We start from the raw sequence: 24902 nt of genomic DNA, 5'->3' as shown, positions 1-24902 counted from the left end.
GTCCTTGTTGTTTATGCAATCAGAACCACTCAGGCTTAAATAAAACCAGTAACAAATAAATTCCCAAAAATAGAGTAACTACTCCACCAATCAGATAGAAGCTCATTTATCACTCCGTAATAAAAAATCAAAAAAAGCAATCAAACCAAAGCTTAATCCAAAAAAAACCAACACGAAACCTATCAGAAATAAATCCATTATTTCAATGACCAGTGGTGAATATTCTTTATCATAGCGTTAATCATAGTCAATTAATATATGAGAGAATAAATCTTAAGTGATTGCCAAATTGCTTGATAAGTTTGGCCAATTGATCGGCCCTTTCTCAGGGACTGTTCGATTCTTTATCCTCAGAAACAGCCCTATTGCTCTGCTTGAATGGCCTTTTTCAGGATTATTTATTTAAACGGGCTCTCTGACGTCGTTTCTCTTTAGGATCTAAAGCCAGAGGTCGGTATATCTCCACTCTATCCCCTTCTTTGAGGACAGCATCCAAAGATACTTGCCTTGCGTAAATACCGACAGAAAGCCCTTTGGTTTCAGGATATAAATCGTATACTCCTGATTTAATTAATGCATCAGCAACTGTCGCGCCTTGTTTTAAATCCATCGAAAGGTGTAACGTGGCTCCATCCTTGGGCACATAGACTAATTCAATTTTTACCATATACTGTCATAGCTCTATCGCAAAAGGCATCAACCATTTTATCTGTTACCTGATCAAATACAGGCCCCAGCAACATAGAAAATATTTTCCCGGCAAACTCAAATTCGAGGTCAAAAGAAATCCTACATCCGCCTTCCACTTCATCAAAACGCCAGAATCCTTCTAAATGACTAAAAGGACCATCAACCAGGCGAATTTCGATCATTTTATTCGCCTGTAGCAGATTGCGGGTAGTAAAAGATTTACACATTCCAGCAGCTCCAATAACTAAAGTAGCCTGAACTTCATCTTCATTTCTATGATGAACCTTACTTTCAGAGCAATAAGGTAAAAATTCTGCATAATGTTCTACCTCATTCACTAAACCATACATTTGCTCACATGAATAAGTAACTGTTCGTGATCTTCTTACTATGGTCATTACAAAACTCCTTGAACCTGAGTACTAAGCCAAAGACTAAGGTCCTTGATTTCTTCAAAACAAATGGAATGTTCCATGGGATACTGGTGATAAGATAACGAGCCGTATCCTTTGTCTAACAACCAATCCCGGCTCTGCTGAGTCCACTTGGGCAAAACAAGAGGGTCAAATTGTCCTGCGCCCATAAAAAATGGCGTTTGTGGATCCAGGACGGGATTAGTGTGCGCTGCCAGCGGCAAATAACCCGATAAAGCAATAACCCCACCCAATCGTCCCCGCGTATGAAGAGCGGTATGAATAGCCATAGCTCCTCCTTGCGAAAATCCCGCTAAAACAATCTGCTCCAGTTCAAAGCCATCATTTAATTGTGACTCCATCACTTCGCGAATCAGTGCTTCCGATTGCTCTATTCCCTGTTTATCTTCCCGGTCTACTAATTCCATTCCCAGAATGTCATACCATGCGGGCATGACCATGCCACCATTCAAGGTGACAGGACGCGAAGGGGCATCAATAAATACATGTCGTAAAGCCACATCGTGAACCATCAATTGATCGGCTAAACCGACCATATCAGAAGCATCAGCACCTAATCCATGCATCCAAATAACACATGTTTGTGCCTGCTCTTGCGGCTCTTTTATATAAACGCTCAAAGCTAGGTCTCCACAAAAATAACAAATTATCGCCAATGCGAGAGAGCAGTGCAAGTTTAGTATCTAAACATTCAGTAAATTTTTATCATCATAATGATTAAATAAAAGGGAAGCACCCTGCTTTGCCTCTTTTTTCAGCTTTACTTGGTTTTAAAACAGAACATTAACACTGATAATAGGCAGTTCTTGTTTATTTGCCTAAGCATTTGAGAGTATAATGCCCCCCCACAGTTGTGTGAGTCGTTACCCATGCTAGAAGAAATCATTAAAAACCTTGCGCTACTAGATTGTTTAACCGAACTTAACAGCACCGAATGGCTGAGATTAAGTACGGATTTTACGCAAGAACCTGATGAATTAAAACGTGTTGCCTTTATTAAAGCACTTTCCACCCACAGCGGAGTACCTGTCATACAAATACAGACCGCTTTTTCTTCCCTGACTCAAATGACTTTATCCACTGATGCAAAAGAACGGATACTCTTTGAACTTCAAAAGACCCAAACGGGCGCCACATTAAAAATTACTGCTTTTCAACAACGCAGTATTTTTAAAAAGATGAACTTGGAGAGTCTATCTATTTCGCGAGCTCAATGGAACATATTAATTTCCAGATTTGAACAACAACAAAGAGAACATGTAACCAGGTTTTTTTTCCTGTCCACGTTAAGCTCTATAAAAAGAGTCAGCTTTGATAATTTAAGCGATGCCGCAACCTTAAGTCGGGAGCAACCCGCACGTAAAGGCAAAAGAAAATATCAAGAAGAGGAAGATAAGGATATATCGACGACGAAAAGAGTGGCTCAAGAGTATAGAGAAGATGATGGCATCAATCCATTCATTTTTGCAAGTACAGTTAAGAATCCTGAGTTAGAAACCAAACTCGAAGCGACGGGAGTCAGAGTCGGCGTACCCTTATCTCCAGCGACTCCCGAAAAAGGTTATCCCCATCTCATGCGAACTCCTGGTAAAACCAAAGTGAGACCTGTTTGTGAAATAGATAATGCCTATAGGCTCTTTAAGCCTGTGACACCTTACGGTAAAGTCTCCGGAAAAGATCGGATTGATGTCCGAAAAGCGTCACAAGCACGCATTACTAGCGCGCTTCCTAAATTAGTATTTGACAGAGCTCAACCAGTACAATTTACTCCAACTCGAGAATCTATTCTTGGACGCTCAGGAACCAAAAGGGAATCACTACTCGCCTTAATGAGAGAAAGTGCTGCAAATGTATTTAGAGCACATGGAGCAACCATTAATAGCAGCGCTGAGAGTCGGTCGAAACATTGGGCTCATATTGTTACCAGTTGTTTAATTGACTTCCTGGAGGCTACCCCTGAAGATCCGGAAAAAGAAATCATTCCTGTGGTACCGTCTACAGCTGAAGCCAATTACAATACCCTTGAAGCAATAGAATTATTTGTAAGACACAAGCTCTTAAACAAGGACACGGACAAAATTCATATTTATGTAAAACCAATCTACAGTGGAGAAAGTTTAATCCCTGATGTACTGGTTTATAAACTTAACTGGAGCGAAACCAATAAGAAAGGTGAAACAATACAATGCAAAGAATTGTTTTACATTGGTCCACAATCCCATTACCGCCTTACTAAAAGCATGCATCAATCTATAGGCTTATTGCGAGACACACGGGAGACAGACTTACCCTCTGAGGAAATGCAGGTTGATGAGAATAGCAACCCCAATATAATGTTTCGCTAGCCATCAGGCTTCTCCTTTTTTTTGCTTGCTTGCTCGCTCCACTGCATAATGTAAAAGGGAGTAACCTGATGTTATTTAATCCCAACAAGAGCATTGAATTGCTTTTTCCAAGTTAAATTTCATATAATTAAATTTTAACCACTGGCTATTCTTAATGAAATCTGTTTGCTTCGTTTTTCTTGCCTGCGCGACTTTTTTATTCTTATCCTCCTGCGGTCAAAAAGGCCCTTTATATCTTCCTTCACCTGGAAAAACTGCCCAGACAAAGACCACTAAGGAAGCAGAGAGCAAATGATGAATATACGATTTACAAAAATGCATGGCCTAGGTAATGACTTCATGGTTATTGATGGCATTAATCAAGAAATAAGCCTCACCCCGGAAAGAATAGCTCTTCTGGCTCAGCGTAACACCGGTGTCGGTTTTGACCAGTGCTTACTCATTGAGCGCAGCAAGAAAGACAGTGTCGATTTTACTTACCGTATCTTCAATGCAGATGGCCAGGAAGTGGGGCAATGCGGGAATGGAGCACGCTGCTTAGCATTATTTGCCAAGCATTACGGCTTAACCACCAAAAATAAGTTAACTGTTGCCACTAAAACCACGCAGATGGATTTATACATTAATGGAGATAACAGCGTCAGTGTCGATATGGGTATTCCTAAACTGGCTCCGACCAATATTCCTCTCGTAGCTGAAAAGCAATTACCAGAATATACTCTCGAACTGAATAGGGGTAAAACCGTGTCTCTTCATGCCATCAGTGTAGGCAATCCACACGCGGTATTATTAGTGTCGGATGTAAACACAGCTCCGGTTGACGTTTTAGGTCGACAAATCAGCCTCCATCCACGCTTTCCCGAACAAACGAATACTGGGTTTATGCAAATAATTAATAAAAATCAAATCAAACTACGCGTCTATGAACGAGGTTGTGGTGAAACACAGGCATGTGGTAGTGGCGCAGTTGCTGCGGCTGCAATTGGTCATTTATACCACCATCTCGCTAATCAGATTACCGTAACGCTCCCGGGGGGTGATTTAGTCATTGATTGGCCTGAGATTAATGGTTCAATCCGCCTAACTGGACCTGCCACCTTTGTTTATGAAGGAATATTACTTTCATAGCATTTTTGACAAAATTAACACCACTATTGAGTTTTTTTTTCAAACCGTTATTCTGATTACAGCCATTTATTATTCTGCAACCTAAATTTGCCGGTTGCTTCATCATAAGAACCACTAGGAATTAAATACAATAAATTCAATTGCAGATTTAGTTTTGAACACCTCTTTAGAATGAAGAGTGCATAAAAACATCATCGAATTCATGGTCAAGGAGGATCACGTGGTTGATTTTGTTTACCCTATATCAAACAAGAAAGTAACTACCGGCCAACTCCCTATTACTGATTTAAAACACTATCTCCCAAACAGAGAAATTCTTATCTCCATAAAACAAAAATTAACAACCATCACTACTCCTAAACCTTATTACGAAATTATCAACCTTAGCTGACTGGAGAAATTATATGACGAACAGTTCACTGCAGGATTTTGAGTTGTTAAAAGCAGCCATGGGAAACACCGTCTTTTTAAGAAATATCAATGCGAACGAAGAAAATCAATCAGACTTTCTAATCATGTTGGAAACGAATAAATTAACCCATCAGCAAATACTTGAACTCGTTACGCTCACCCAGAATGAACAGGTTCGCTCGTTATTGATTATGCATCTGTTAAGTCACCAGGATTACTTGACGAGCCTGAAGGGGGAATCCATTTTAGCTCGATTAACCAACGCTGAAACGCATCTCCCCTCTCGTCTTAATGCCTTAGTCCATCAAGTAGACATAAAAATACTGTCTGAAGCAGTAATTGATAAATTACCCCCTGAAACAGCTGTTAGTATTCTTTGCTCAGTCCCTCATTTTCACCAGTTTAAAGAAGAGCAAATTGAAAGCTTGCTTAAAAAATACCCTTATCCACAAGTAATTATTTATTGGCTAAATCATTACTCCTCCATGCCTAATGCCCATTTTACTTTAGCTCATCTAATGAAAGGGGCTGATACTCATATCAGCACTGAATTAACCAAAATGAATGAAATGAAAAGAGAAGCCATTATTACTAATATGATTAAGCATTTGGAGTTATTTAATCCTGCCACAAAAATATTATATGAACATAATGAAGAAATGCGACTCATTTTGGCAATTCGTCTCTTTCTTAATGGCCATCATCATAAAGCGTACGTCACTTATATTAATCGATTGACTGACAAACTATTACTTCAAAATCACCAATTTTCCTTACAAGCCGTTCAGTTATTAATTTCTCTACATGAAAAAGAAGAGTTTACTGAACTAACCAAAAAAACAGCCCATTTAACCAATCACTATGTACGTGCAAATGCCCAAGCTGGAGAAATAGGCTTATTTTACCAATCCGGCCGGGTAACGATTGAAAGCATGAAACAACGGATTCAACTAAATGCTTCAGTCCCCAAAACAATCTCCCCGGCAAAAGGATTTTTTGCAAATTTTCTAAGCACTAAAAAGACTGAAGAGAGCAAAGAACAAGCAGCGGGACCGATTCCTGAAAATACTTTGGTTGCGCAACTTGCTGAGCATAAAAAGCATGTAATCGCTCTTGCTTATTTTTTAATACACTTTAAAGGCGATGATGCCAAAATCAGCCTAGTAGTCAACGATTACCTAAATTTTTATGTACAAGAAACCAGGGTCGTAAATCAACATAAATATTTATATCCACTTGCCGATTTAATAATTAGACCTGAATTGGATCGTTCAATCAGAGAACAGCTCTTTAATTGTTTTTTACGTTATCCAGACTTATATGACGAACAAATCAGTTTCATCTTGTTTCTATTCGATGCTAAACGAACCATTCAATATTTTGGCCTAAAAGGAGGGGAAAAAAACTATACTCAAGTGGTAAATTTATGTACCTGGGCTCTACGCAAATTAGCCCCAGATACGCATCAGGAAATGATAACCATCGCAACGACTGCGCGTTCGGAAGCGCTACTGGAATTAAGTTTCAATCAAGGAAACGGATTTTTTGCTCGTTTATTCACGCGCTTAAAGCGCTGCTGGGTATCTGGATGGACTGGATTCTTCTTGCCTAATTTGCCGTTCTATGTTGCACCCGTCTCTTTCAACATAAGCCAAGATCCAGTGACCTCTATTGAAGCGGGCCAAGGTACTCAATTATTGCCTTATAAATCAGCCCCCGATCTACCCACATTATTAAAAGAAATGACCCCACCACTAACCCAAGACACTCTTGATGAGCTCATTGAGGCGCTAAACGTTTTTTCATTAAAAACAAGATTAAAAAATGAGTTAGAGGTAAGACAAAAACTCCATGATTTATTCCAGAAACTTTTCGAAGACGGTAAAGAAACTAACAAAATGGATGGCTGGCTAATGCAAAATCAACCTCATTTGATTGCTAACTGCATCCGTTTATTAGAGTTAACTTTAATCCAGGGTTCTCCAACAAACGCTCTATCTTTATTAAAAAAAATCGATGATGCGTCGCCTCACCTGCAGCAAATCACCCGTGAATTGACCTGTTCATTTCCAGAACTATTAGAAGAAAAAACCATAGTGCAAAATATTCCCGCAGTTACTGAGTCCAATCTTTTAGAGACCACGTTAGAAACCACTTCAGAATTAGCATACAGTGCATTCAATTGGGCAAAGAGTGAGCTGGGGGCATTTTTTAAATCCTCCATCCCTCATCCGCCCCCAGGTTCTTCCGAGAAAGATCCCAGTAAGGGACTAGTCGTTTAGCTTGCAGCCCACGGCAGCGTAATTGAACCATCTCAATGAGAAGGTGGTTCAATCAATTCTGATGATTAATCACTAAAAAAACTAACCTTGACGTTGGTATTAGAATAAACCTACAATCGAATCATCAATTTATTTTTGTTATTACGTCAATGGATGAAAACAGGCAGTTTTTCAGGATAAAAAACACCGGAAGAATACTAGCCAAGATAGAAAATAATCCTATAGAGATTGTTGATATATCAGCTACTGGCGTTTTAATAAAAAAAAATAATCTCGTTCCGAAACATGGAATACTCGAATTAAATATTCATAATTTCTCAATGAACATCAGTTATGAAGTTTTAAGATCCGAACAATACACCATGGTCCTTGTTTTTAACAAAGAAGAAGAAATCAACAGGCTGTTTTTAGTATTAAAAAATTTAAGGAATGAACAAAGCAAGCAATCTGAATAAGTGATTACACGAACAGGCATGAGTTAATTAAATGGATCCGCCAGCCTGGGGTAAGCAAACTTGCAATGAGGTTATTTTTTCCTGCTGTCTTTGAATTTCATTTTGTAAACACTGCAACCCTGTACTTAACACCAGCTCGCGATTTTGTTCCAATTCATTGGCATCGACTCCTTTAAAAAAGCGTAAGGCAGCCGCTGCATCACTGAATGGATTTTCAAGCGTAGCAGATACTGTTTCTTTTGCCTCCTGCAACAGATTTATTTTTGTTGTTTTGAATCCTATTTTTCTTCGAATAAAAGCATAACTGGAATCAGTAGTAGCGCGAGTTGTAAGCTGAGCAATTTGCTTTTCCAAATCAGCAATCGCGTCTTTATTATTAATATAACCGAAAATAGACTCATCATATTTATCAATATATTCACTGAGTTTAAGCAATAGTTTATTAAAACTAACAATCTCCGTTTCATTGAACTCGGCGGAAAAACTATCATGCCCATAGGTTTTTAACAGCAATTGATCAAGAATAAAACGATCATGCTCCAGGGTTAATGGCGGTCTGGAATAATAACGCCCCGCAATATTAAATCCCATGTATTGAGCAATATTCTCTATCATCTTTTTACAGGGAGGAACGACAACGTGCTTCATTAAAAAAAACAGATTAACTGCCACCGCCAATTGATTTAAAAAACTAAGTGCACTGAAAAAAGATAATGCAGCGATTGGAGGACATAGGGTATAAGCAATAATTAAAAATGCAACCAAGGTTAAAGATGAAATCATTAACTCAGATTTACTGATTTCTTTTTGATAAATTTTATAGGCAAAATTGGTTAAGTAGCCCAAGCTCAGCGAAAGATTAGCCAACATGGCGATAAGTTCTTTTGAAAATAGGCTGGTAGTAATAATAGCGGGAGTAAAAAACACGGTAAGGGCTAGGGGCATAACATAACTTAACCCCCTGGAGGTCTTATTAAAAATTTCGCCAAATTCTTTTTCTCGATCCCTATTTCTGGCAAATAGAGACTTCTTTAATTTTAAAGGCATTGCATAATAAATTTGAGTGGCCAAATATACTTAAAGAGGCATGGTAATAAATAAATACGATTCTAGCATTATTCCTATGAAGTCGCTTATAGCTTCCATCGCTTATGCATCCAATTCCATTGTTCAGGATGAGCCAAAATAATGCGTTCTAATGCTTGATTGTATGCTAAAGTATTCTGGTAAAGCGATTCATGAGTACTACCATAGTCCTTCCAGGGAATTGGCTCATAAAATTCTAAAACATGCTTGCCATTAGGTAATCGGTAACCTGCAGCAGGTACAACAGGAACCCCGGTATAGCGTGCTAAAGTAGCTAAGCTCCGATAGGTCCCAGCTTTTTTGCCGAAAAACTCAACTGCTATACCATCACGATTAACCAAAGAGGCATGTTGGTCCAATACAAAAATTACTGCATGATTTTTTTCTAAAGCGACGCAAACTTGCTCCAAAGAATTTTTTTTGGGGATCACATTTAAACCCGCTTGATAATAGTTTTTAAACATGATGCGCTCAAAAACTTTGAATCGTAAAGTACGCCGGATAAAATGAAATTGTCCTTGAAACTCTTTGAAATTAAGAACTCCGCCTAAAGGAGCAAATTCCCAATTACCAAAATGGCCTGTAACAACCAAAACCCCTTTTTGCTGGGCCACCACAGATAACATCTGCTCATGGCCTTTAACCTCAACACAACCACGTAATTGCTTTTCACTCATAAAGCGCAACCGTAGCATTTCTTTGGCCGATTTTGCCAAATGAGAATAATACGACTTCGCCAGGTATTTTTTTTGACTGTCGTCCAATTGATTACCAAAAACCTGACTGATGTTAGCCAAGATTAGGCGGCGGCGATAAGGCAGAAAACGATAAAAAAAGCGACCGGCCAAACTAACCGGTAAGTCTTTAATTTGTTGCGCTATATTAGTCACAGGCTTTAATCACCAAGCAGGCATTCATACTGGCAAAACCCCGGTTAATCATCAATGCTGCGGAATTAGCATTCACTTTTTGGTGGTTTGCACTCAGCGACAACTGCTCACAAGCAGGGGCAATTTGGTTTAAATTGGCAATACCAGGTGCACAATGTTGTTCAAGAGCATACGTGGTCATTACTGCATCCAAAACTCCTGATGCACATAAGGTGTGTCCCATTGACCATTTAAATGCGGTAACGGGTACTTTATTTTGAGCAAATACAGTTCTAATTGCTTGGGCCTCGCTGTCATCCGATTTACTATTTCCATTACCATGAGCCACAATTAAACCAATATCTTCTTTACTTAGCTCGGCAGCATCAAGAGTCCGCTCCATTAAATCAGTCAAATGCTGACCGTCGGACTCTATAGAAAACAATCCAGCTGCTTCGCTGGCAGATAAACCACCAATAAGTTCACCATAACAAATCGCGGATCTGGCCCGAACACTGGCCTCACTTTCCAAAACAAGGGCAGCGGCGCCATCAGCCAGAAGAGTACCGTTGTGCTCGAGGTCAAAAGGTTTTAAATGATCCTCACTCACCACACCTAACTGGGTGTAATAAAACAAAGCTTGGGGTTCAACCCCCATATCATAAGCAACCACTACAGCACGATCAGCCTGGCCACTACGTATTGCATGATAAGCCTCTAAAATAGCCTGAGTCCCACCTACAGCATGATTGGTGACGTTATGATTTGGGCCTTTGAAGCCATAAGTAATGCCGGTATAGGCAAGAACATTATTGGGTAAAATCCGCAACAACCACATGGGATGTACTTCATCAAATAACTGATTGGCAAAACCTTGCATATCGCCTTGCGTTTTTGCCAGTAAAGGCAAGAAATCATATTGCTGAAAATATTTATTCCCTGGTGACCCTACATAAATAGCCGTTTGTTCATTAAACGAATCGGCACAGTCAAGAGAATCTCTATATGGGATCATCTGGCTGTGCTCAACGGCTTGAACGGCTGCATTTAAACCGATTACGTCCTGACGAGAAATGACTTTGATCAGTTTGCGATCCGGCAGCATTTTAGCCGGTTGAAAATCTTTTAATTCACCACCCAAACGATGAGACCATTGTGCCAAATCCCATTGCTTAATCTCATCAATACCGCTTTCCCCAGCAAGCACGGCATTCCAGGTCTCATCGGCTGTAGCTCCGGCAGCGGTTAATGCACTACGACCGGTAATAAATACTCTATTGAGACTGCTCATTTACTTGCTCCTTCAAACTCAGGATGCTTAAATAACAAACAACTATTGGAGCCGCCAAATCCAAAAGAATTGGATAAAACTACCCCAAGGGATTTTTCACGTGGCCCGTCGATTACATAATCCAAATCGCACTCAGGATCAGGAGTCGTTAAATTAGCTGTCTTGGGAATTTGCGCCTGTTCTATGGCTTTAACCGATAATACCGCTTCAAGTGCTCCGGCCGCCGCAATTAAATGTCCAGTTTGACTTTTGGTTGAGCTGGCCGGTAAGTTGGCAGCTTTATCGCCAAAAACGGCTTTAATCGCATTGGTTTCACTTAAATCATTCATTTTGGTTGAAGTGCCATGAGCATTAATATAATCCACATCGCTGGCTACTACCCCTGCATCCTGAAGAGCTCGCTCTATTGCCTGAATGGCCCCATCTCCATTTGGATGGGAGTCAGTGATTCGATAAGAACTTAAAGAATTTCCTTCACCTGCCAATTCAGCATAGATATGAGCTCCTCTGGCTTTTGCCTTTTCCCATTCTTCCAGGATTAAAAATGCAGCCCCCTCACCCAACACAAAACCATTTCGTGTTGCATCAAAAGGTCGACTGGCTGTTTCGGGCGTATCATTATAAGTAGATAATGCTCCTAACAAACAAAAACTGGAGAGCCCCAAAGGATTAATCATCGAGTCAAATCCTCCTGCCAACATAAAATCGGCCTCACCGCGACGAATGACTTGCATGGCCAAACCTAAAGCTTGACCACCCGAGGCGCAGGCCGTGTGTACTGAAGAGGCATACCCCGTGATCCCGAATTGTTGAATTAATAACGACAAACCGGAGTTGGAGGTGGTCTTTCCAAAATCAATCAGTTTATAAAAATCTCTAGTATTGGCGTGTAAGCGCCCCCAATCGGTCTCGCCATCCGGAGCACAAGCTTGCTGAAATCGATTAAGATAATCAAACTCAGCAGTCATCATACCACTACCGGTAACAACACCCCAGCGTGATGAGGTTTGCTGGGTTGGCAAAATTCCCGCGTCATCAAAGGCCTGTCGTGCTGCCTCTAAAGCATAATGAGTAAAAGACATGGCAAAACGGGTATGTTTATTTTTTAACGATGGACTGGGATTAAAATTTTTCACTTCAGCCGCAATAAACGTCGGAAAAGCACTGGCATCAAAATGGGCGATTTCTGCAATTCCCGATTGTCCTGCTATTAAATTGCTCCAAGTCGATTGAACATCATGACCTATTGGTGAAACAGCCCCTAAACCTGTAATTGCTACTCGTCTTTTCTTCATGTTATTTACCTTTAGAGATAAGCACTACGTCCACTATACATACTCGCTTACCATCAACTTCACTACGATAAGTCAAAACCAATTCTTCATCAGTCTGCTGTTTTACTTTTACATGGCAAGTCACGACATCACCAGGCAAAACAAATTCATTCATTTTCATTTTACGGAACTCACTGACTTGATAGTTGACAGTATATCCCGCACGTGCAACAAATTCCTGAGCTAAATTTAATTTACACTCCAATAAAACCGTCATGGGCAAAACTGGTTTATTAGGAAAATGATCCGGAAAATACGGAGCAGCTTTAGTCACTCGCTTTTCAGCCACAAGATTAACACCGGCTTCACAAGAAAGAATTCTATCAAACATCATAGGAGCTACAGTTGACACGGGTCGATTATCAAGCACACCATTCATTGGTTCTGAACTCACAGTGCTTATTGCGGACCAATCACCTGGATAATAAATTTCGGCAAATTGGCGTCGAATCTCGTCAGAACCGATAAAATCAGTCATGGGCAGTAAAGGGCCTAAAGCCCCTTCAATACTAAAAATAAGCTCATCACCAACCCGGGCCACACTATGGTACTGCACCGCTCTGTCATCGACGGTATCTATATAGGATTCAAGTAATAAAGTTTCCCCTACATAAGCCGGTCGATGTAATTTGGCCCCGCTAACAACTCCGGCAACTGGCCTTAAAGTAAATTCATTATGTTGCATTACATTCCAGGCGGCCAATTGCCCGAGGGTCTCACCAATTAAGGAGGGAATAAAGCAGGGCTTGCCTTGCGCATCAACAGTTAAATAGAAATCATCTCTAGTGACATGCTTAACGCCCCGAATCCACTCCCCAGGAGATAACTGTACAATTCGGTCAACAAATAAAAACCGCATTAGGCCACAGTTTCCGTGGCTTGTTGTTGACTCACTGCAGCAACCACTAATTTGCAAAATGTTTCAACAGTAAACAACATCGGAATTTCATTAACTTTCATATTTGCTTTAAATTGCTCTTCAGGAACTTCACTTAAATAATTTTTTAATGCCTGAAGGCCTGCTGCAGTTAAAGAACCACCTTTTTCAAACTCATCTTCTGCCAAATCACCGCGTGCATTTTTTTCTAATTGTCCACGAGGGATTTTAATTTTAAATTCTTTTTCCAGTTGAAAAACCAAATCAAGAAAATCAATAGATTCTGCACCTAAATCCGTAATTAAACGACTATTTAAAGATACTTCCTCTTCATCAATCACTAATACATCAGCAATAATTTCCCTAACTTTAGGGTAAACGCCAGCCACATTCATAAATTCGTCCTCAGAGCTCACCTAGATTACAAAGCTACGGATTATATCATAAAAATTTCTTTAATCATCTAAAACGGAAAAAAGGATAATATTTAACCTATCCAACTTGGCTATATCCCGCATCGACAAATAGAGTATGCGCGTTAATCATTGACGCCTCAGGCAAACAAAGCAGATAGACCGCATTAGCTACATCTTGAGGAAGCAATGGTCTATCCGCTAAGGCATGAGCTTGATATTCATCTAATAATTGCTCTCTGTTTGGGAAGTGCTTTAATGCATCAGTATCAACTACTCCTGCAGAAACTGTATTCACCGTAATACCGTCAATGGCTAATTCAAGACTTAAAGAGCGTACTAAAGATTCCAGAGCCGCTTTTGAAGCTCCGATAAACGCATAATTAGGGATAGCTCTGGACGCCCCCAAACTGGATAAGGCAACTACCCGGCTATTTTTCGGCATCAATTCACGACCTTCAGTCACCAAGTGATTTAATGCCAGAGCATTAGTTTCCAGGCACCAGCGCCAATGTTTGGTAGACATTTTTAATGCGGGCTTTAATACACCGCTTGCCGCGTTACTAATTAGAAAATTAAGATGAGGAAAATGCTCGCGAAATTGAGCAAACATGTCTTTTACTGATTGATGGTCAGCAACATTAGCCTGTAATGCCACTGCCTTGCGCCCCATATCCTGAATTTCTTGAACCAGGGTTTGCGCTTCATCAGAACTATTATAATAAACAACTGCGATGTCGCTCCCTGCCTGAGCTAATTTCAACGCGGTAGCCTTTCCTATTCCACGCGCGCCGCCAGTAATTAATCCTACTTTACCTGAAAAAACCAAACTCATAGAGTAATCCTCTAGTATAAAAAGGCACCAAACTACCGTGATTATGTTAACCTGTCAATGGCAAAATCAGCACTACTCCTGTTTCTGAAAAAGGCGATCGCCATCCGAAGCCAGCCCGGTCTATGCCAGAATTTGTAATCTCAACGTTCCTTGAATCGGCATGAGAAAGACATTTTATTGGGTACCCAGGAACATCCAATCCCAGGGAGGTCGGGGGTAAATCTGTTAATTACTTAGCAAGTATACTAATATTCAGCACCGGTAATGCGGTCAATTAGTAAATTCACTTGTTTCTCTAGCCCTAACTTTGTACCATCTGCACACCACATATTAAATATACAGAATTAATGACTTATTCCTGGTCTAAGACGGTTTTCCCTATTGCCGCAATTTTTTCATTTCGCATGCTGGGATTATTCCTGCTCATCCCCGTATTTACTATTTATGCTGCCCATCTTCAAGGAGCAACACCTGCCTTGATAGGTCTTGCATTGGGCGGTTATGGCTTGACTCAAGGGCTATTGCAAATACCTTTTGGAATGCTGTCCGACAAAGTCGGCAGAAAACCTATCATCACCTTAGGCTTATTACTTTTTGCTTGTGGAAGTTTAATTGGGGCGCTCACTGATTCAATTTACGGAATGATATTGGCGAGAACCCTGCAGGGCACGGGAGCCATAGGCTCTGTCCTTATCGCCTTGCTCGCTGATTTGACCCCTGATAGACACCGTACCAAGGCAATGGCGGTTATTGGTATGACTATCGGTACATCCTTTAGCTTAGCCATGATTATTAGTCCTGCACTTTCCCATCGTTTTGGACTGGCCGGTATTTTTTATTTAACGACTGCTTTAGCCATCCTGGGCATACTCCTACTCCAATTAGTAATCCCTAATCCGCTAAAAGAACGATTTCATCCAGATAGTGAGGCAAATCCCCATTTATTTAAATCGGTGATAAACAATCAGCATTTACAACGATTAAATCTTGGTATTTTCTGTCAACACTTTATCTTAACTGCAACTTTTTTTGCTATCCCCATGATTTTGAGCCAGCAAGTTAACAACGGACATTTAACCCAACAGTGGCATTTTTACTTACCATTAATGGTAAGTTCTTTTATTTTTATGATTCCCTTTATTATATTAGCGGAAAAGAAAAAACGGATGAAATCCGTATTTCTAGCCTCTGTGCTGGTCACCACTGTCGCGCAAGGATTATTGGCATTTATTCATCTCTATTGGGTAAGTCTTTGCCTGCTCATGTTCGTTTATTTTGTTGCCTTTAATATACTTGAAGCATCTCTACCTTCTTTGATTTCAAAACAGGCCAACCCTAATAATAAGGGTACTGCTATGGGGATCTATTCCACGGGACAGTTTTTGGGAATTTTCGCTGGGGGATCACTTGCCGGCATTATTTACCAATGGAATAGCAGCTATGGTATTTTTATAGTGAATGCAATTATTGGTACTATTTGGTTCGTGGTGGCCTGTTTTATGAAGCCTAACGTTTATCTTTCTTCTTTAATTCTAAACTACACCTCCAGTTCAAAAGATACGGCCGTAATTCAGGCTCTTCTTAAGATTCCTGGCGTCAAAGAAGTCGCGCTGGTAAAGGAAGAAAATACGATGTTCCTGCGTGTAGATGAAGAACACTACCAAGCAGGCAGCGCAGAACAAACTCTAATAGAGACATCTGCACGTTAGTTTTATTTAATTCAGTACAGTTGCTACGCAATAATATATAAATTAGGTATAATATCTCTCTAACTTTGCACAGGAGATAATTAAGTGGCTAGAGGAATCAATAAAGTCATATTGGTTGGTAACGTGGGTGTGGACCCTGATGTTCGCTATTTACCAAACGGTAATGCGGTAACCACACTGTCAATAGCGACTAGTGAATCATGGAAGGATAAAACAACTGGTGAAAAACAAGATCGAACCGAGTGGCACCGCGTGGTTTGCTTTAATCGCTTGGGTGAAATAGCAGGGGAATACGTACGCAAAGGCTCCAAGCTTTATATTGAAGGCAGCTTGCGAACACGCAAATGGCAAGATCAGCAAGGTCAAGACCGATATACTACTGAAATTATTGCTGCTGACATCCAAATGCTTGATAGCAAAGGCGGTGGCTCATCTAATTATGATGAAATGCCGCAAGCGCAACAGCAACAGGCTTATTCACCACAACGGCCTAATCAAAACAAGCAACAACCATCACAAGCAGCTCAAGATGCCTTTGATCAATTAGATGATGATATTCCATTTTAGGATATCTCAAGACTATTAAAAAATAGAGGCCCCCTCTTTCTTTAAGGGGCTTCTTTCATCGCACACAACGTTCCTCGCAACCCACATCCAATTAATCGCTAAAGCAGAAACTCCCGAAATGCTATAGTCTCTTCTCAAGCAGAAAAGTGCCAGGATTAATCTTCCATGAGGCACTCAGTTTAATGAATTCTACCCCTGACTAGCAAAAGATGTTAATGAGTGATGAATAATATCCGTTAAAGAATAATTGAATAGATTAGAATAAATGGAGGCTAACTCATCAGAATAAAGTTCCTTCTTAAAAGGTTCCAATGCGGATTCTTCTACTCTATTGTAAACAACTCCTTTTAATACAGTAGCTGCAGCGAAAAGCGCGGGGCGGTTCTTTTTAGACTTACTATTGAATAAAAAATATGTATTAATTGCGGCTTGCTCTATACTCTCTTTTATAAACATCTCCAATTGTAATATGCCTTTGATAAGAGCGCTCTTAGAAACTTCAACAGCTGTTCTATTGCAGCTATCTCGTTGAAAGGGAGATGCATTACTGTTAATGAGAACTTTAACTGTATCGACATGTCCTCCCTCAGCAGCCCAATGCAAGGCACTAAAGCCATCATGTGGATCACCCGCGTTATTGGTAACCTGACTTAAGTCAGCCCCAAGCTCAGCAAGATAGCAAACTATTTCTGTATGCCCTCTGGATGCAGCCCATAAAATGGGAGTTTGCCCCATAGAGTCTTTCTGGTTTAACAAATCAGGGGCTTTTTCGAGCAAGCGCTTTACACTATTGAGAAGTCCATCACAACAAACCATATGAATTACTTGCCTACCCGAAGATGTCCGTCGGATTAAACTGGACAAAGTCTCATGCTGAATAAGGATGGCCACACAATCTTCATATTTGCCTGCCACAGCCCAGTGTAACGCACCAAATCCATCATGTGGATTGCCTGCGCTATTGGTAGCCGGACTTAAATCAGCCCCCAGTTCAACAAGATAGCGAACTATTTCTGCATGCCCCCTGGATGCGGCCCATATGATAGGGGTTTGGCCTAAAGAATCTGCGTGATTTACCAAACAAGGGGCTTTACACGGAGCACCCGCGGTATTGGTAACCGAACTGAAATCAACCTCAAATTCAGTAAGATAACGTACTATTTCCATATGCCCCATGGATGCTGACCAAGAGAGGGGGGTTCGGCCCATCAAGTCTGTTTGCCATAACAAACTGGGGACTTTTTCAAGCAAGCGCCTTACACTGTTGAGAAGTCCAAAGCGACAAACCATATGAATTACTTGCATGTCCCAGGATGTAAGTCTGATTAAATTTGGCAAAGATTCATACTCAATGAGAATTGCCGCACAATCTTCATATGGACCGGCTACTGCCCAGTGTAATGCAGCAAACCCCTCATGTGGATCACCCGGGATATTGGTGACCTGAGTTAAATCAGCCCCACGTTCAGCAAGATAGCGAACTATTTCTGTATTCCCTCTGGATGCCGCCCACAAGATAGGAGTTTGGCCCCAAGCGTCTATTTGATTGAGTAAGCTTGGAGCTATCTCAAGGATTAGTTTCACCAGCTCGAAATAATTTACAGAACATGCTAAATGCAAACCGCCAGCATTATGATAGGTACACCCCGCCACGATTAATAATTGGACAACATGAGGAGGCTGCCGGCATAAAATAGCCCAATGAAGAATGGTCCGCCCACTCTCATCAACTTTATCAGGTGCAATTATTGTGTCATTGCCTACGTATTCATGCCCTGCTAAATGGAAGAAGTAATCCAGAATCGATTGATATTGATATTTCATTGCCCAATCTAAAAGTGTTTTCCCCCACCTATCCGTTCTTAGTAAATCCTTAACAGCTAACTCATATCTCATTAACTCTTCTATATCGTTTTCTTTCACTGCTGAAAATATTTTACCTATATTGGCGTCAATGTGATTAGGAAAAAAAAATGATTTTAATTGATGAGAAATAGCTTGGGGCTTAGGATAATATTCTTCTGCATAGCATGATACAAATTTAGAATAGCAATCGGTGTCATCGTAGGCATGCGGAAAATGTTTTAGGAGTTTAGATCGCCAGATACCATTAGTCCTAATGTTCTGTTGGAATAATTTACAAACCAAAGCAATAACGCCAAGCACTTCGGGGGAACACTCTGAAAATATACCAAGCAAAAGCTCTTGAGGTAGAGTGCCGAAATACCCTGACGAGTTCTTTTCTTTCCTTGCTCTCATTTATTTCTCTTAATGTTTCAACTTAACATCACACACATCTTCATCTTTGACTTTGCGCTCATTAGCGCGGACTACTGTACCAACTAAATGAACAATGAAAATCCCTTGGAAACAGTATATTTACTAATATCTTCAATTGCGATAAAAATGTGAATTTACTATAAACATCCTTTTCTCGGTCCTTTACTTACCGAGTATCGATTGAGACCCATCAATAACTTATATGAGAAGGCAAGCAGGCAAGTGATTTGATTCCAGCCCAACTATTATGATTGGCTATAGCTCTAAGCTCAGTCCGACCAAGGCTGATACAAGAAGTTTAGCGCTCGAAAATAAGCGACGAAAGAAAAATTTAAGGTTTTTTGCGGGTAAAAAAAGCCCGCAAAATGCGGGCTTTTAGAACATACTTACTATTATTCTTCTTCACTATTAGCAGCTGGTCTATCGAGTAACTCAACGATAGCCATAGGAGCATTATCGCCTGCTCTAAAGCCGCATTTGATAATACGAACATATCCGCCTGGTCTTTCAACAAAACGTGGTCCGAGCTCAGAGAACAGTTTACCCACTGCAGATTTTGAACGTAAAATATCAAAAGCATGACGGCGAGATGCAACTGAATCAGCTTTACTAACAGTAATTAAAGGCTCGATGTAGCGACGTAGATCTTTAGCTTTTGGCAGAGTAGTTTTAATTAACTCATGCTCAATTAAAGAACAGCACATGTTAGAAAACATGGCTTTACGGTGACTACTTGTGCGGCTAAAACTACGGCCAGAATTACGGTGACGCATAACAAAGACTCCTAAATATTACTCGCCAAGACTTGCCGGCGGCCAATTCTCAAGTTTCATTCCCAGCGATAATGAACGAGATGCTAAAACGTCTTTAATCTCAGTTAAAGATTTCTTACCAAGATTAGGTGTTTTTAACAGTTCATTTTCAGTTCTTTGAACTAAATCGCCTATATAATGAATGTTTTCTGCTTTTAAACAGTTAGCAGAACGAACAGTTAACTCTAAATCATCAACAGAACGTAATAAAACAGGATCAAAGTCATTGCGCTCTTTATTATCAGCACGAGACTCTTCAAATTTCATATCGACAAACGAATGAAGTTGTCTTTGAAGAATACTTGCAGAAATGCGAATTGCTTCTTCAGCATCTATTGTTCCATTTGTTTCTAATTCTATCGTTAATTTATCAAGGTCAGTTCGGTTTTCTACCCGTGCGCTATCAACAAAATAAGCAACTTTTTTAACTGGAGAAAAACTATTATCAATTTTGAGCTTACCTACTGATTTTTTCTCAATTTCATCATCAAGATGTTTAACAAACGCATCAGTATTATGAAAACCTATTCCTCTTTCAACTTTAAGAGTCATATTCAATTTGCCTTTTTCATTCAAATTGGCAATAACCAGCTCAGGATTAATAATTTCCTGACCATGAGTTAATTGAATATCTCCGGCTGTAACTTGACAAGGACCTTGTTTATCTAGGCTAATCCAAGCTTCTTCCCCAACATTCAGTTTAATAGCAACCAATTTGAGGTTAAGCAATAAATCAACCACATCTTCCTGAACCCCTTCAATAGTGCTGTATTCGTGAAGAACACCATCTATTGAGGCTTCAGTAATCGCACTTCCGGGCATAGATGACAATAATATACGTCTCAAAGCATTGCCGAGAGTGTGACCAAAACCCCGCTCCAAAGGCTCTAGAACGATTCTAGCTTTATAAGGTGACTCAGCCTGTACTTTGAGCACTTTGGGCGTCAGCATTTCATTGATTTCAGTATACATTCAGCTATTTCTCCGAGCTTACTTAGAGTAAAGTTCTACAACAAGATTCACGTTGTAGTCTGAAGATAAGTCCGTTAACGTTGGTGCTGTAGAGAAAGTACCTTTAAAGGAAGCTGAATCTACAGTAATCCAATCACATGGAGCTCTTTGTTCGGATAAAGCTAAAGCGGCACCAACACGGCCTTGACTTTTGGCTTTTTGACGAACAGATACAGTATCCCCTGGATTAACTAAAAAAGAAGGAACGTTAACAATTTTATCATTAACAAGTATTGCCTTGTGGGTTACTAATTGTCTGGCTTCCGCACGTGTACTTGCAAAACCCATACGGTAAACAACATTATCCAAACGTCTTTCTAAAAGAGCCATCAGATTCTCACCTGTTGAACCTTTTTGACGAGCAGCCATTTTATAGTAATTTCTGAATTGCTTTTCGAGAACGCCATACAATCTTCTAATCTTTTGCTTCTCTCTAAGCTGAATTCCGTAGCCATTTAAACGTGGTTTCTTATCACCATGTTGTCCTGGTAATTTTTCAGATTTACACTTGGACTTATGATCACGAACGCCACTTTTAAGTAATAGATCACAACCTTCACGACGTGATAATTTACATTTTGGACCAAGATATCTAGCCATTAATTACTCCTGAGTCTTACACACGACGTTTTTTAGGTGGCTTACAACCATTATGGGGTATGCCAGTAACATCGGTTATTTCAACAATTTTAAAATCCTGGCTTATTAATTCACGAATAGTGGACTCTCTACCAGGACCAGGACCATGAACAAATACTGCAACAGATTTCATACCATATTCTTTCGCAACAGCCGCAGCGCGCTCAGTTGCAACTTGTGCTGCATAAGGTGTACTTTTTCTTGAACCTCTAAAGCCTGATCCACCTGATGTTGCCCAACATAATGCATTACCTTGTCTGTCAGTAAAGGTAACAATAGTATTATTAAAAGATGCATGAACATGAACTATACCATCAGATACGACACGTTTTGCCTTTTTTCTTACTTTTTGCTGCTTTGACTTAGTTATTGCCATCTTATTTTCCTACATGAAAAATCAATTACTTGTGCCTTTTCTACGGCCTTTTCTAGTACGAGCATTAGTCTTCGTACGTTGTCCGCGCAAGGGTAATCCTCTTCTATGTCTTAGCCCACGATAACAGCCTAAGTCCATCAGTCGCTTAATATTCATTGTAATTACGCGACGCAAATCACCTTCCACAGTTATTTTTGCAATTTCAGTTCTTAAAGACTCAAGTTGAGCATCTGTTAATTGTGAAACTTTGGTAGAAGGATCAATATCAACCGTTGCACATAATTTTAATGATGTAGTCTTACCAATACCATATATAGCTGTTAAAGCAATCACCACATGTTTGTGATCAGGTATGTTCACTCCCGCAATACGAGCCATTAGCTTCTCCGAACGTTATTTTGTTCTGTCGAAAGGGACAGAAGAATACTATTTTTATAAATTAAAATCAAGCAGATATTAACCTTGCTTTTGTTTATGTCTGGCATCCTTACAAATTACTCGTATAGTGCCACTTCTTTTAATAATTTTGCAATTGCGACAAATTCGTTTTACTGATGCTCTTACTTTCATTACTACACTCCGATAAAAATCATAGTAGACCAGGTAATTTGGTACCTTTAAAATTAGCCTTTTTCATTAAAGAATCATATTGTTGAGTCATTAAATGAGCTTGTATTTGAGCAACAAAATCCATAACAACAACAACGATAATCAGCAATGATGTCCCACCAAAATAAAAAGGAACATGCCATGTATACATTAAAATCTGGGGTAACAGGCAAACTAGAACCAAGTACAGCGCGCCAACTAAGGTTAAACGAGTCATTACTGAATCGATATATCTCGTTGTCTGCTCTCCGGGTCTAATTCCTGGTATATACGCTCCTGATTTTTTTAGGTTCTCTGCTGTATCTTTAGGATTAAACACTAATGCCGCGTAAAAGAAAGCAAAAAACAGTATAGCTAACGCATAAACAATTAAATATAAAGGCTGACCTGGTGATAAAGCCATTCCAACATCAGACAACCACCCCATTCCTTTTGTATGCGAAAAGAACTGAGCTAGAGTTGCAGGCAGTAATATAATACTGGATGCAAAAATGGGTGGAATTACCCCAGACATATTTATCTTTAAAGGTAAATGGCTTGTCTGTGCTGCATAAACTTTTCTGCCTTGCGTCCTTTGTGCATAATTTACTCGTATGCGTCGCTGTGCTCGTTCCATGAATACCACAAAACCAGTAACCACAACCACTACAAAAGCAACAATAATCAATGTCAACGCTTGCATCTGTCCTTCTTTTACCTGTTGGAGAACAGAAGCTATAGCACTAGGCATACTTGAAACAATTCCTGAAAAGATAATAAGAGAAATACCATTCCCTATTCCCTTCTCAGTGATTTGCTCGCCTAACCACATCAGGAACATAGTGCCTGTTACTAGCGTAACTACCGCCGTGAAATAGAATGAAAAGTCCGGCTGTAGAGCAATTTGTTGCCCAGCCAACCATCGAGCCATTCCCAAAGATTGAAATATTGACAACATAAGGGTTAGGTATCGAGTGTATTGGTTTATTTTCCTACGCCCAGCTTCACCTTCTTTTTTAAGTTGTTCTAGCTTCGGAGATACAACAGAAAAAAGCTGGATTATAATCGACGCAGAAATATAAGGCATAATACCAATAGCAAATACCGTTACACGCGATAAGGCACCACCAGAAAACATATTAAACAATCCAAAGATTGTATTTTGCTGTTCGTTAAAAAAATTAGCCAGTTTAGTAGGATCCAAACCAGGTACTGGTATATGAGCCCCTAAGCGATAGACTAAAATTCCAATGATCACAAATAATAACCTGGATTTTAGCTCTGCCAATCCACCACGTGATTGGCTTCCATTATGTTTTTGGTTTTTCATAGTCACTCTTCTATACTGCCGCCCAAACCTTCAATGGCTGAACGAGCTCCTTTAGTGACTCTCAAACCTTTAAGTTTGATCGCAGTAGTTAACTCTCCAGAAAGAATAACTTTAACATCCTTTATGGAATTGTTAATTAAACCTGCTTCACGTAGAACTTGAAGGTCGATAACTTCTGCTTTCAGCTTTTCCAGCTCGCTTAAACAGATTTGATCAACAGTCCTGCCAATTCGGGATTTGAATCCCATTTTAGGAAGACGTCTTTGAATAGGCATTTGACCGCCTTCAAAGTTAATTTTGTGATATCCACCCGCTCTAGCTTTCTGTCCTTTATGACCTTTACCACTAGTTTTACCTAGCCCGGATCCGATACCTCGACCTAAACGTTTCTTAGATGGTCTTGAGCCTGGATCTGGTGACAGTGAATTTAAATTCATTATACAGTCTCCTCAACTAGTAATAGATAATTAATCATATTAACCAGTCCACGAATTGCAGGAGTATCATTATGAGATACGCTTGAGTTTGTTTTACCTAAACCCAATTGCTTCGCTATAGTAACATGTTTTGGTTTTCTACCAATTAGACTTTTAACCAATGTTATCTTTATTTTCTTTTCCATAATTAGCCCGCCATTACTTCATCAACAGTTTTACCACGTTTGGCTGCTACGTAATCTGGAGTACCGATGTTAGTTAATGCACCTATTGTTGCACGTACAATATTACTAGGATTAGTAGAACCAATACTTTTCGCCAAAATATTGTGTACACCCAATACTTCCAGTACGGCTCGCATCGCGCCACCGGCAATAATTCCTGTACCTTCACTAGCAGGCTTCATGAATACTTTAGAAGCACCATAATTCCAGGTAATTTCATGGAATATAGTAGTACCAGAAAGTGGAATATAAACCATATTTTTCTTAGCTTGATCCATCGCCTTTTGAATTGCGATTGGAACTTCTCGCGCTTTACCTCTACCAAACCCAACTTTACCCTTTCCGTCACCAACAACGACCAAAACAGCAAAGCCAAAAACACGTCCGCCCTTAACTACTTTGGCTGTACGAGTTACTGATACCAACTTTTCTTGATACCCATCTGACTTAGGTGATTCTTCGAATGCCATAATCGTTCC

The 24902-nt window shown here is 39.9% G+C and carries 30 protein-coding genes; 8 read left to right on the top strand and 22 right to left on the bottom strand.

Annotated elements, in window-relative coordinates; genetic code table 11:
- Positions 1 to 19 precede the first annotated feature (19 nt).
- From kdpF to LOX96_RS03885, 4 genes are all read right to left on the bottom strand, one after another.
- Positions 20 to 106 (bottom strand): K(+)-transporting ATPase subunit F, encoded by an 87-nt coding sequence (gene kdpF, locus LOX96_RS17680; protein WP_431606622.1) that lies wholly within the window; start codon positions 104 to 106, stop codon positions 20 to 22.
- Positions 107 to 394: 288 nt separating this feature from the next.
- Positions 395 to 667, bottom strand: a complete 273-nt coding sequence (locus tag LOX96_RS03895) for an RnfH family protein (protein WP_250419624.1) — start codon at positions 665 to 667, stop codon at positions 395 to 397.
- A complete protein-coding gene (locus LOX96_RS03890; protein WP_250419626.1) occupies positions 654 to 1088 on the bottom strand; it encodes a type II toxin-antitoxin system RatA family toxin in 435 nt (144 codons plus the stop codon). Before LOX96_RS03890 ends, LOX96_RS03895 begins: the two co-directional genes overlap by 14 nt.
- Complete coding sequence (locus LOX96_RS03885; RefSeq protein WP_431606623.1) at positions 1088 to 1732, bottom strand: alpha/beta hydrolase; 645 nt, start codon at positions 1730 to 1732, stop codon at positions 1088 to 1090. Before LOX96_RS03885 ends, LOX96_RS03890 begins: the two co-directional genes overlap by 1 nt.
- A gap of 261 nt (positions 1733 to 1993) precedes the next feature.
- Between LOX96_RS03885 and LOX96_RS03880 the strand changes: the two genes are divergently transcribed.
- From LOX96_RS03880 to LOX96_RS03855, 6 genes are all read left to right on the top strand, one after another.
- Positions 1994 to 3469: a hypothetical protein gene (locus tag LOX96_RS03880; RefSeq protein WP_250419628.1), complete on the top strand. Its 1476-nt coding sequence runs from the start codon at positions 1994 to 1996 to the stop codon at positions 3467 to 3469.
- Positions 3470 to 3623: 154 nt separating this feature from the next.
- Positions 3624 to 3764: an LPS translocon maturation chaperone LptM gene (lptM, locus tag LOX96_RS17610; protein ID WP_348645815.1), complete on the top strand. Its 141-nt coding sequence runs from the start codon at positions 3624 to 3626 to the stop codon at positions 3762 to 3764.
- Positions 3764 to 4597 (top strand): diaminopimelate epimerase, encoded by an 834-nt coding sequence (dapF, locus tag LOX96_RS03870; protein ID WP_250419775.1) that lies wholly within the window; start codon positions 3764 to 3766, stop codon positions 4595 to 4597. The genes lptM and dapF overlap by 1 nt, the downstream gene beginning before the upstream one ends.
- Before the next feature lie 220 nt (positions 4598 to 4817).
- Entirely contained in the window at positions 4818 to 4988 is a 171-nt protein-coding gene (locus LOX96_RS03865) for a hypothetical protein (protein ID WP_250419631.1), read from the top strand.
- A 13-nt stretch (positions 4989 to 5001) separates the two neighbouring features.
- On the top strand, positions 5002 to 7290 hold the full coding sequence (locus tag LOX96_RS03860; RefSeq protein WP_250419634.1) for a hypothetical protein: 2289 nt from the start codon (positions 5002 to 5004) through the stop codon (positions 7288 to 7290).
- A gap of 149 nt (positions 7291 to 7439) precedes the next feature.
- Positions 7440 to 7745 (top strand): PilZ domain-containing protein, encoded by a 306-nt coding sequence (locus tag LOX96_RS03855; RefSeq protein ID WP_250419637.1) that lies wholly within the window; start codon positions 7440 to 7442, stop codon positions 7743 to 7745.
- A 27-nt stretch (positions 7746 to 7772) separates the two neighbouring features.
- Here the strand turns inward: LOX96_RS03855 and LOX96_RS03850 are convergent, their stop codons facing one another.
- The 7 genes from LOX96_RS03850 to fabL all read right to left on the bottom strand — a co-directional run bounded on the left by LOX96_RS03850 (position 7773) and on the right by fabL (position 14450).
- Complete coding sequence (locus LOX96_RS03850; RefSeq protein WP_250419639.1) at positions 7773 to 8690, bottom strand: hypothetical protein; 918 nt, start codon at positions 8688 to 8690, stop codon at positions 7773 to 7775.
- A gap of 188 nt (positions 8691 to 8878) precedes the next feature.
- A complete protein-coding gene (locus tag LOX96_RS03845; protein ID WP_250419642.1) occupies positions 8879 to 9721 on the bottom strand; it encodes a lysophospholipid acyltransferase family protein in 843 nt (280 codons plus the stop codon).
- Entirely contained in the window at positions 9714 to 10991 is a 1278-nt protein-coding gene (locus tag LOX96_RS03840; protein ID WP_250419645.1) for a beta-ketoacyl-[acyl-carrier-protein] synthase family protein, read from the bottom strand. Before LOX96_RS03840 ends, LOX96_RS03845 begins: the two co-directional genes overlap by 8 nt.
- Entirely contained in the window at positions 10988 to 12286 is a 1299-nt protein-coding gene (locus LOX96_RS03835) for a beta-ketoacyl-[acyl-carrier-protein] synthase family protein (protein WP_250419648.1), read from the bottom strand. Before LOX96_RS03835 ends, LOX96_RS03840 begins: the two co-directional genes overlap by 4 nt.
- Before the next feature lies 1 nt (position 12287).
- Positions 12288 to 13184, bottom strand: a complete 897-nt coding sequence (locus LOX96_RS03830; RefSeq protein ID WP_250419651.1) for a 3-hydroxyacyl-ACP dehydratase FabZ family protein — start codon at positions 13182 to 13184, stop codon at positions 12288 to 12290.
- Complete coding sequence (locus tag LOX96_RS03825) at positions 13184 to 13597, bottom strand: acyl carrier protein (protein ID WP_250419655.1); 414 nt, start codon at positions 13595 to 13597, stop codon at positions 13184 to 13186. Before LOX96_RS03825 ends, LOX96_RS03830 begins: the two co-directional genes overlap by 1 nt.
- A 97-nt stretch (positions 13598 to 13694) precedes the next feature.
- Positions 13695 to 14450: an enoyl-[acyl-carrier-protein] reductase FabL gene (gene fabL / locus LOX96_RS03820; protein WP_250419658.1), complete on the bottom strand. Its 756-nt coding sequence runs from the start codon at positions 14448 to 14450 to the stop codon at positions 13695 to 13697.
- A 347-nt stretch (positions 14451 to 14797) separates the two neighbouring features.
- Between fabL and LOX96_RS03815 the strand changes: the two genes are divergently transcribed.
- Both LOX96_RS03815 and ssb read left to right on the top strand, forming a co-directional pair.
- Entirely contained in the window at positions 14798 to 16159 is a 1362-nt protein-coding gene (locus LOX96_RS03815) for an MFS transporter (RefSeq protein WP_250419660.1), read from the top strand.
- Positions 16160 to 16243: 84 nt separating this feature from the next.
- Positions 16244 to 16726 carry a single-stranded DNA-binding protein gene (ssb, locus tag LOX96_RS03810; RefSeq protein ID WP_250419663.1) on the top strand — a complete coding sequence of 161 codons (483 nt, stop codon included), beginning with the start codon at positions 16244 to 16246 and terminating at the stop codon, positions 16724 to 16726.
- A 189-nt stretch (positions 16727 to 16915) separates the two neighbouring features.
- Here ssb and LOX96_RS03805 read toward each other — a convergent pair whose 3' ends face one another.
- The 11 genes from LOX96_RS03805 to rpsE all read right to left on the bottom strand — a co-directional run bounded on the left by LOX96_RS03805 (position 16916) and on the right by rpsE (position 24893).
- Positions 16916 to 18985, bottom strand: coding sequence for an ankyrin repeat domain-containing protein (locus tag LOX96_RS03805; RefSeq protein ID WP_250419666.1), 2070 nt, complete (start codon positions 18983 to 18985; stop codon positions 16916 to 16918).
- A 413-nt stretch (positions 18986 to 19398) separates the two neighbouring features.
- The gene (gene rplQ, locus LOX96_RS03800) at positions 19399 to 19779 is read right to left on the bottom strand and encodes a 50S ribosomal protein L17 (RefSeq protein ID WP_250419669.1); all 381 of its coding nucleotides are present in this window, start codon (positions 19777 to 19779) and stop codon (positions 19399 to 19401) included.
- Between the two features lie 18 nt (positions 19780 to 19797).
- Positions 19798 to 20790 carry a DNA-directed RNA polymerase subunit alpha gene (locus LOX96_RS03795; RefSeq protein ID WP_250419672.1) on the bottom strand — a complete coding sequence of 331 codons (993 nt, stop codon included), beginning with the start codon at positions 20788 to 20790 and terminating at the stop codon, positions 19798 to 19800.
- Positions 20791 to 20808: 18 nt separating this feature from the next.
- On the bottom strand, positions 20809 to 21429 hold the full coding sequence (gene rpsD, locus LOX96_RS03790) for a 30S ribosomal protein S4 (protein WP_250419675.1): 621 nt from the start codon (positions 21427 to 21429) through the stop codon (positions 20809 to 20811).
- A gap of 16 nt (positions 21430 to 21445) precedes the next feature.
- Positions 21446 to 21844: a 30S ribosomal protein S11 gene (gene rpsK, locus LOX96_RS03785; RefSeq protein WP_003633055.1), complete on the bottom strand. Its 399-nt coding sequence runs from the start codon at positions 21842 to 21844 to the stop codon at positions 21446 to 21448.
- A gap of 21 nt (positions 21845 to 21865) precedes the next feature.
- Positions 21866 to 22222, bottom strand: a complete 357-nt coding sequence (gene rpsM, locus LOX96_RS03780) for a 30S ribosomal protein S13 (protein ID WP_250419678.1) — start codon at positions 22220 to 22222, stop codon at positions 21866 to 21868.
- Positions 22223 to 22300: 78 nt separating this feature from the next.
- Positions 22301 to 22414, bottom strand: coding sequence for a 50S ribosomal protein L36 (rpmJ, locus tag LOX96_RS03775; RefSeq protein WP_010946099.1), 114 nt, complete (start codon positions 22412 to 22414; stop codon positions 22301 to 22303).
- 19 nt (positions 22415 to 22433) lie between these two features.
- The gene (secY, locus tag LOX96_RS03770; protein ID WP_250419680.1) at positions 22434 to 23762 is read right to left on the bottom strand and encodes a preprotein translocase subunit SecY; all 1329 of its coding nucleotides are present in this window, start codon (positions 23760 to 23762) and stop codon (positions 22434 to 22436) included.
- Positions 23763 to 23764: 2 nt separating this feature from the next.
- On the bottom strand, positions 23765 to 24199 hold the full coding sequence (rplO, locus tag LOX96_RS03765; RefSeq protein ID WP_250419683.1) for a 50S ribosomal protein L15: 435 nt from the start codon (positions 24197 to 24199) through the stop codon (positions 23765 to 23767).
- A complete protein-coding gene (rpmD, locus tag LOX96_RS03760) occupies positions 24199 to 24384 on the bottom strand; it encodes a 50S ribosomal protein L30 (protein WP_173236006.1) in 186 nt (61 codons plus the stop codon). Before rpmD ends, rplO begins: the two co-directional genes overlap by 1 nt.
- A 2-nt stretch (positions 24385 to 24386) precedes the next feature.
- Positions 24387 to 24893, bottom strand: a complete 507-nt coding sequence (rpsE, locus tag LOX96_RS03755; protein WP_250419686.1) for a 30S ribosomal protein S5 — start codon at positions 24891 to 24893, stop codon at positions 24387 to 24389.
- Between the last annotated feature and the right edge of the window lie 9 nt (positions 24894 to 24902).

This window comes from Legionella maioricensis, from assembly GCF_023618015.1.
GTDB lineage: Bacteria > Pseudomonadota > Gammaproteobacteria > Legionellales > Legionellaceae > Legionella > Legionella maioricensis.
This window is presented reverse-complemented; position numbering and strand designations above follow the sequence as displayed.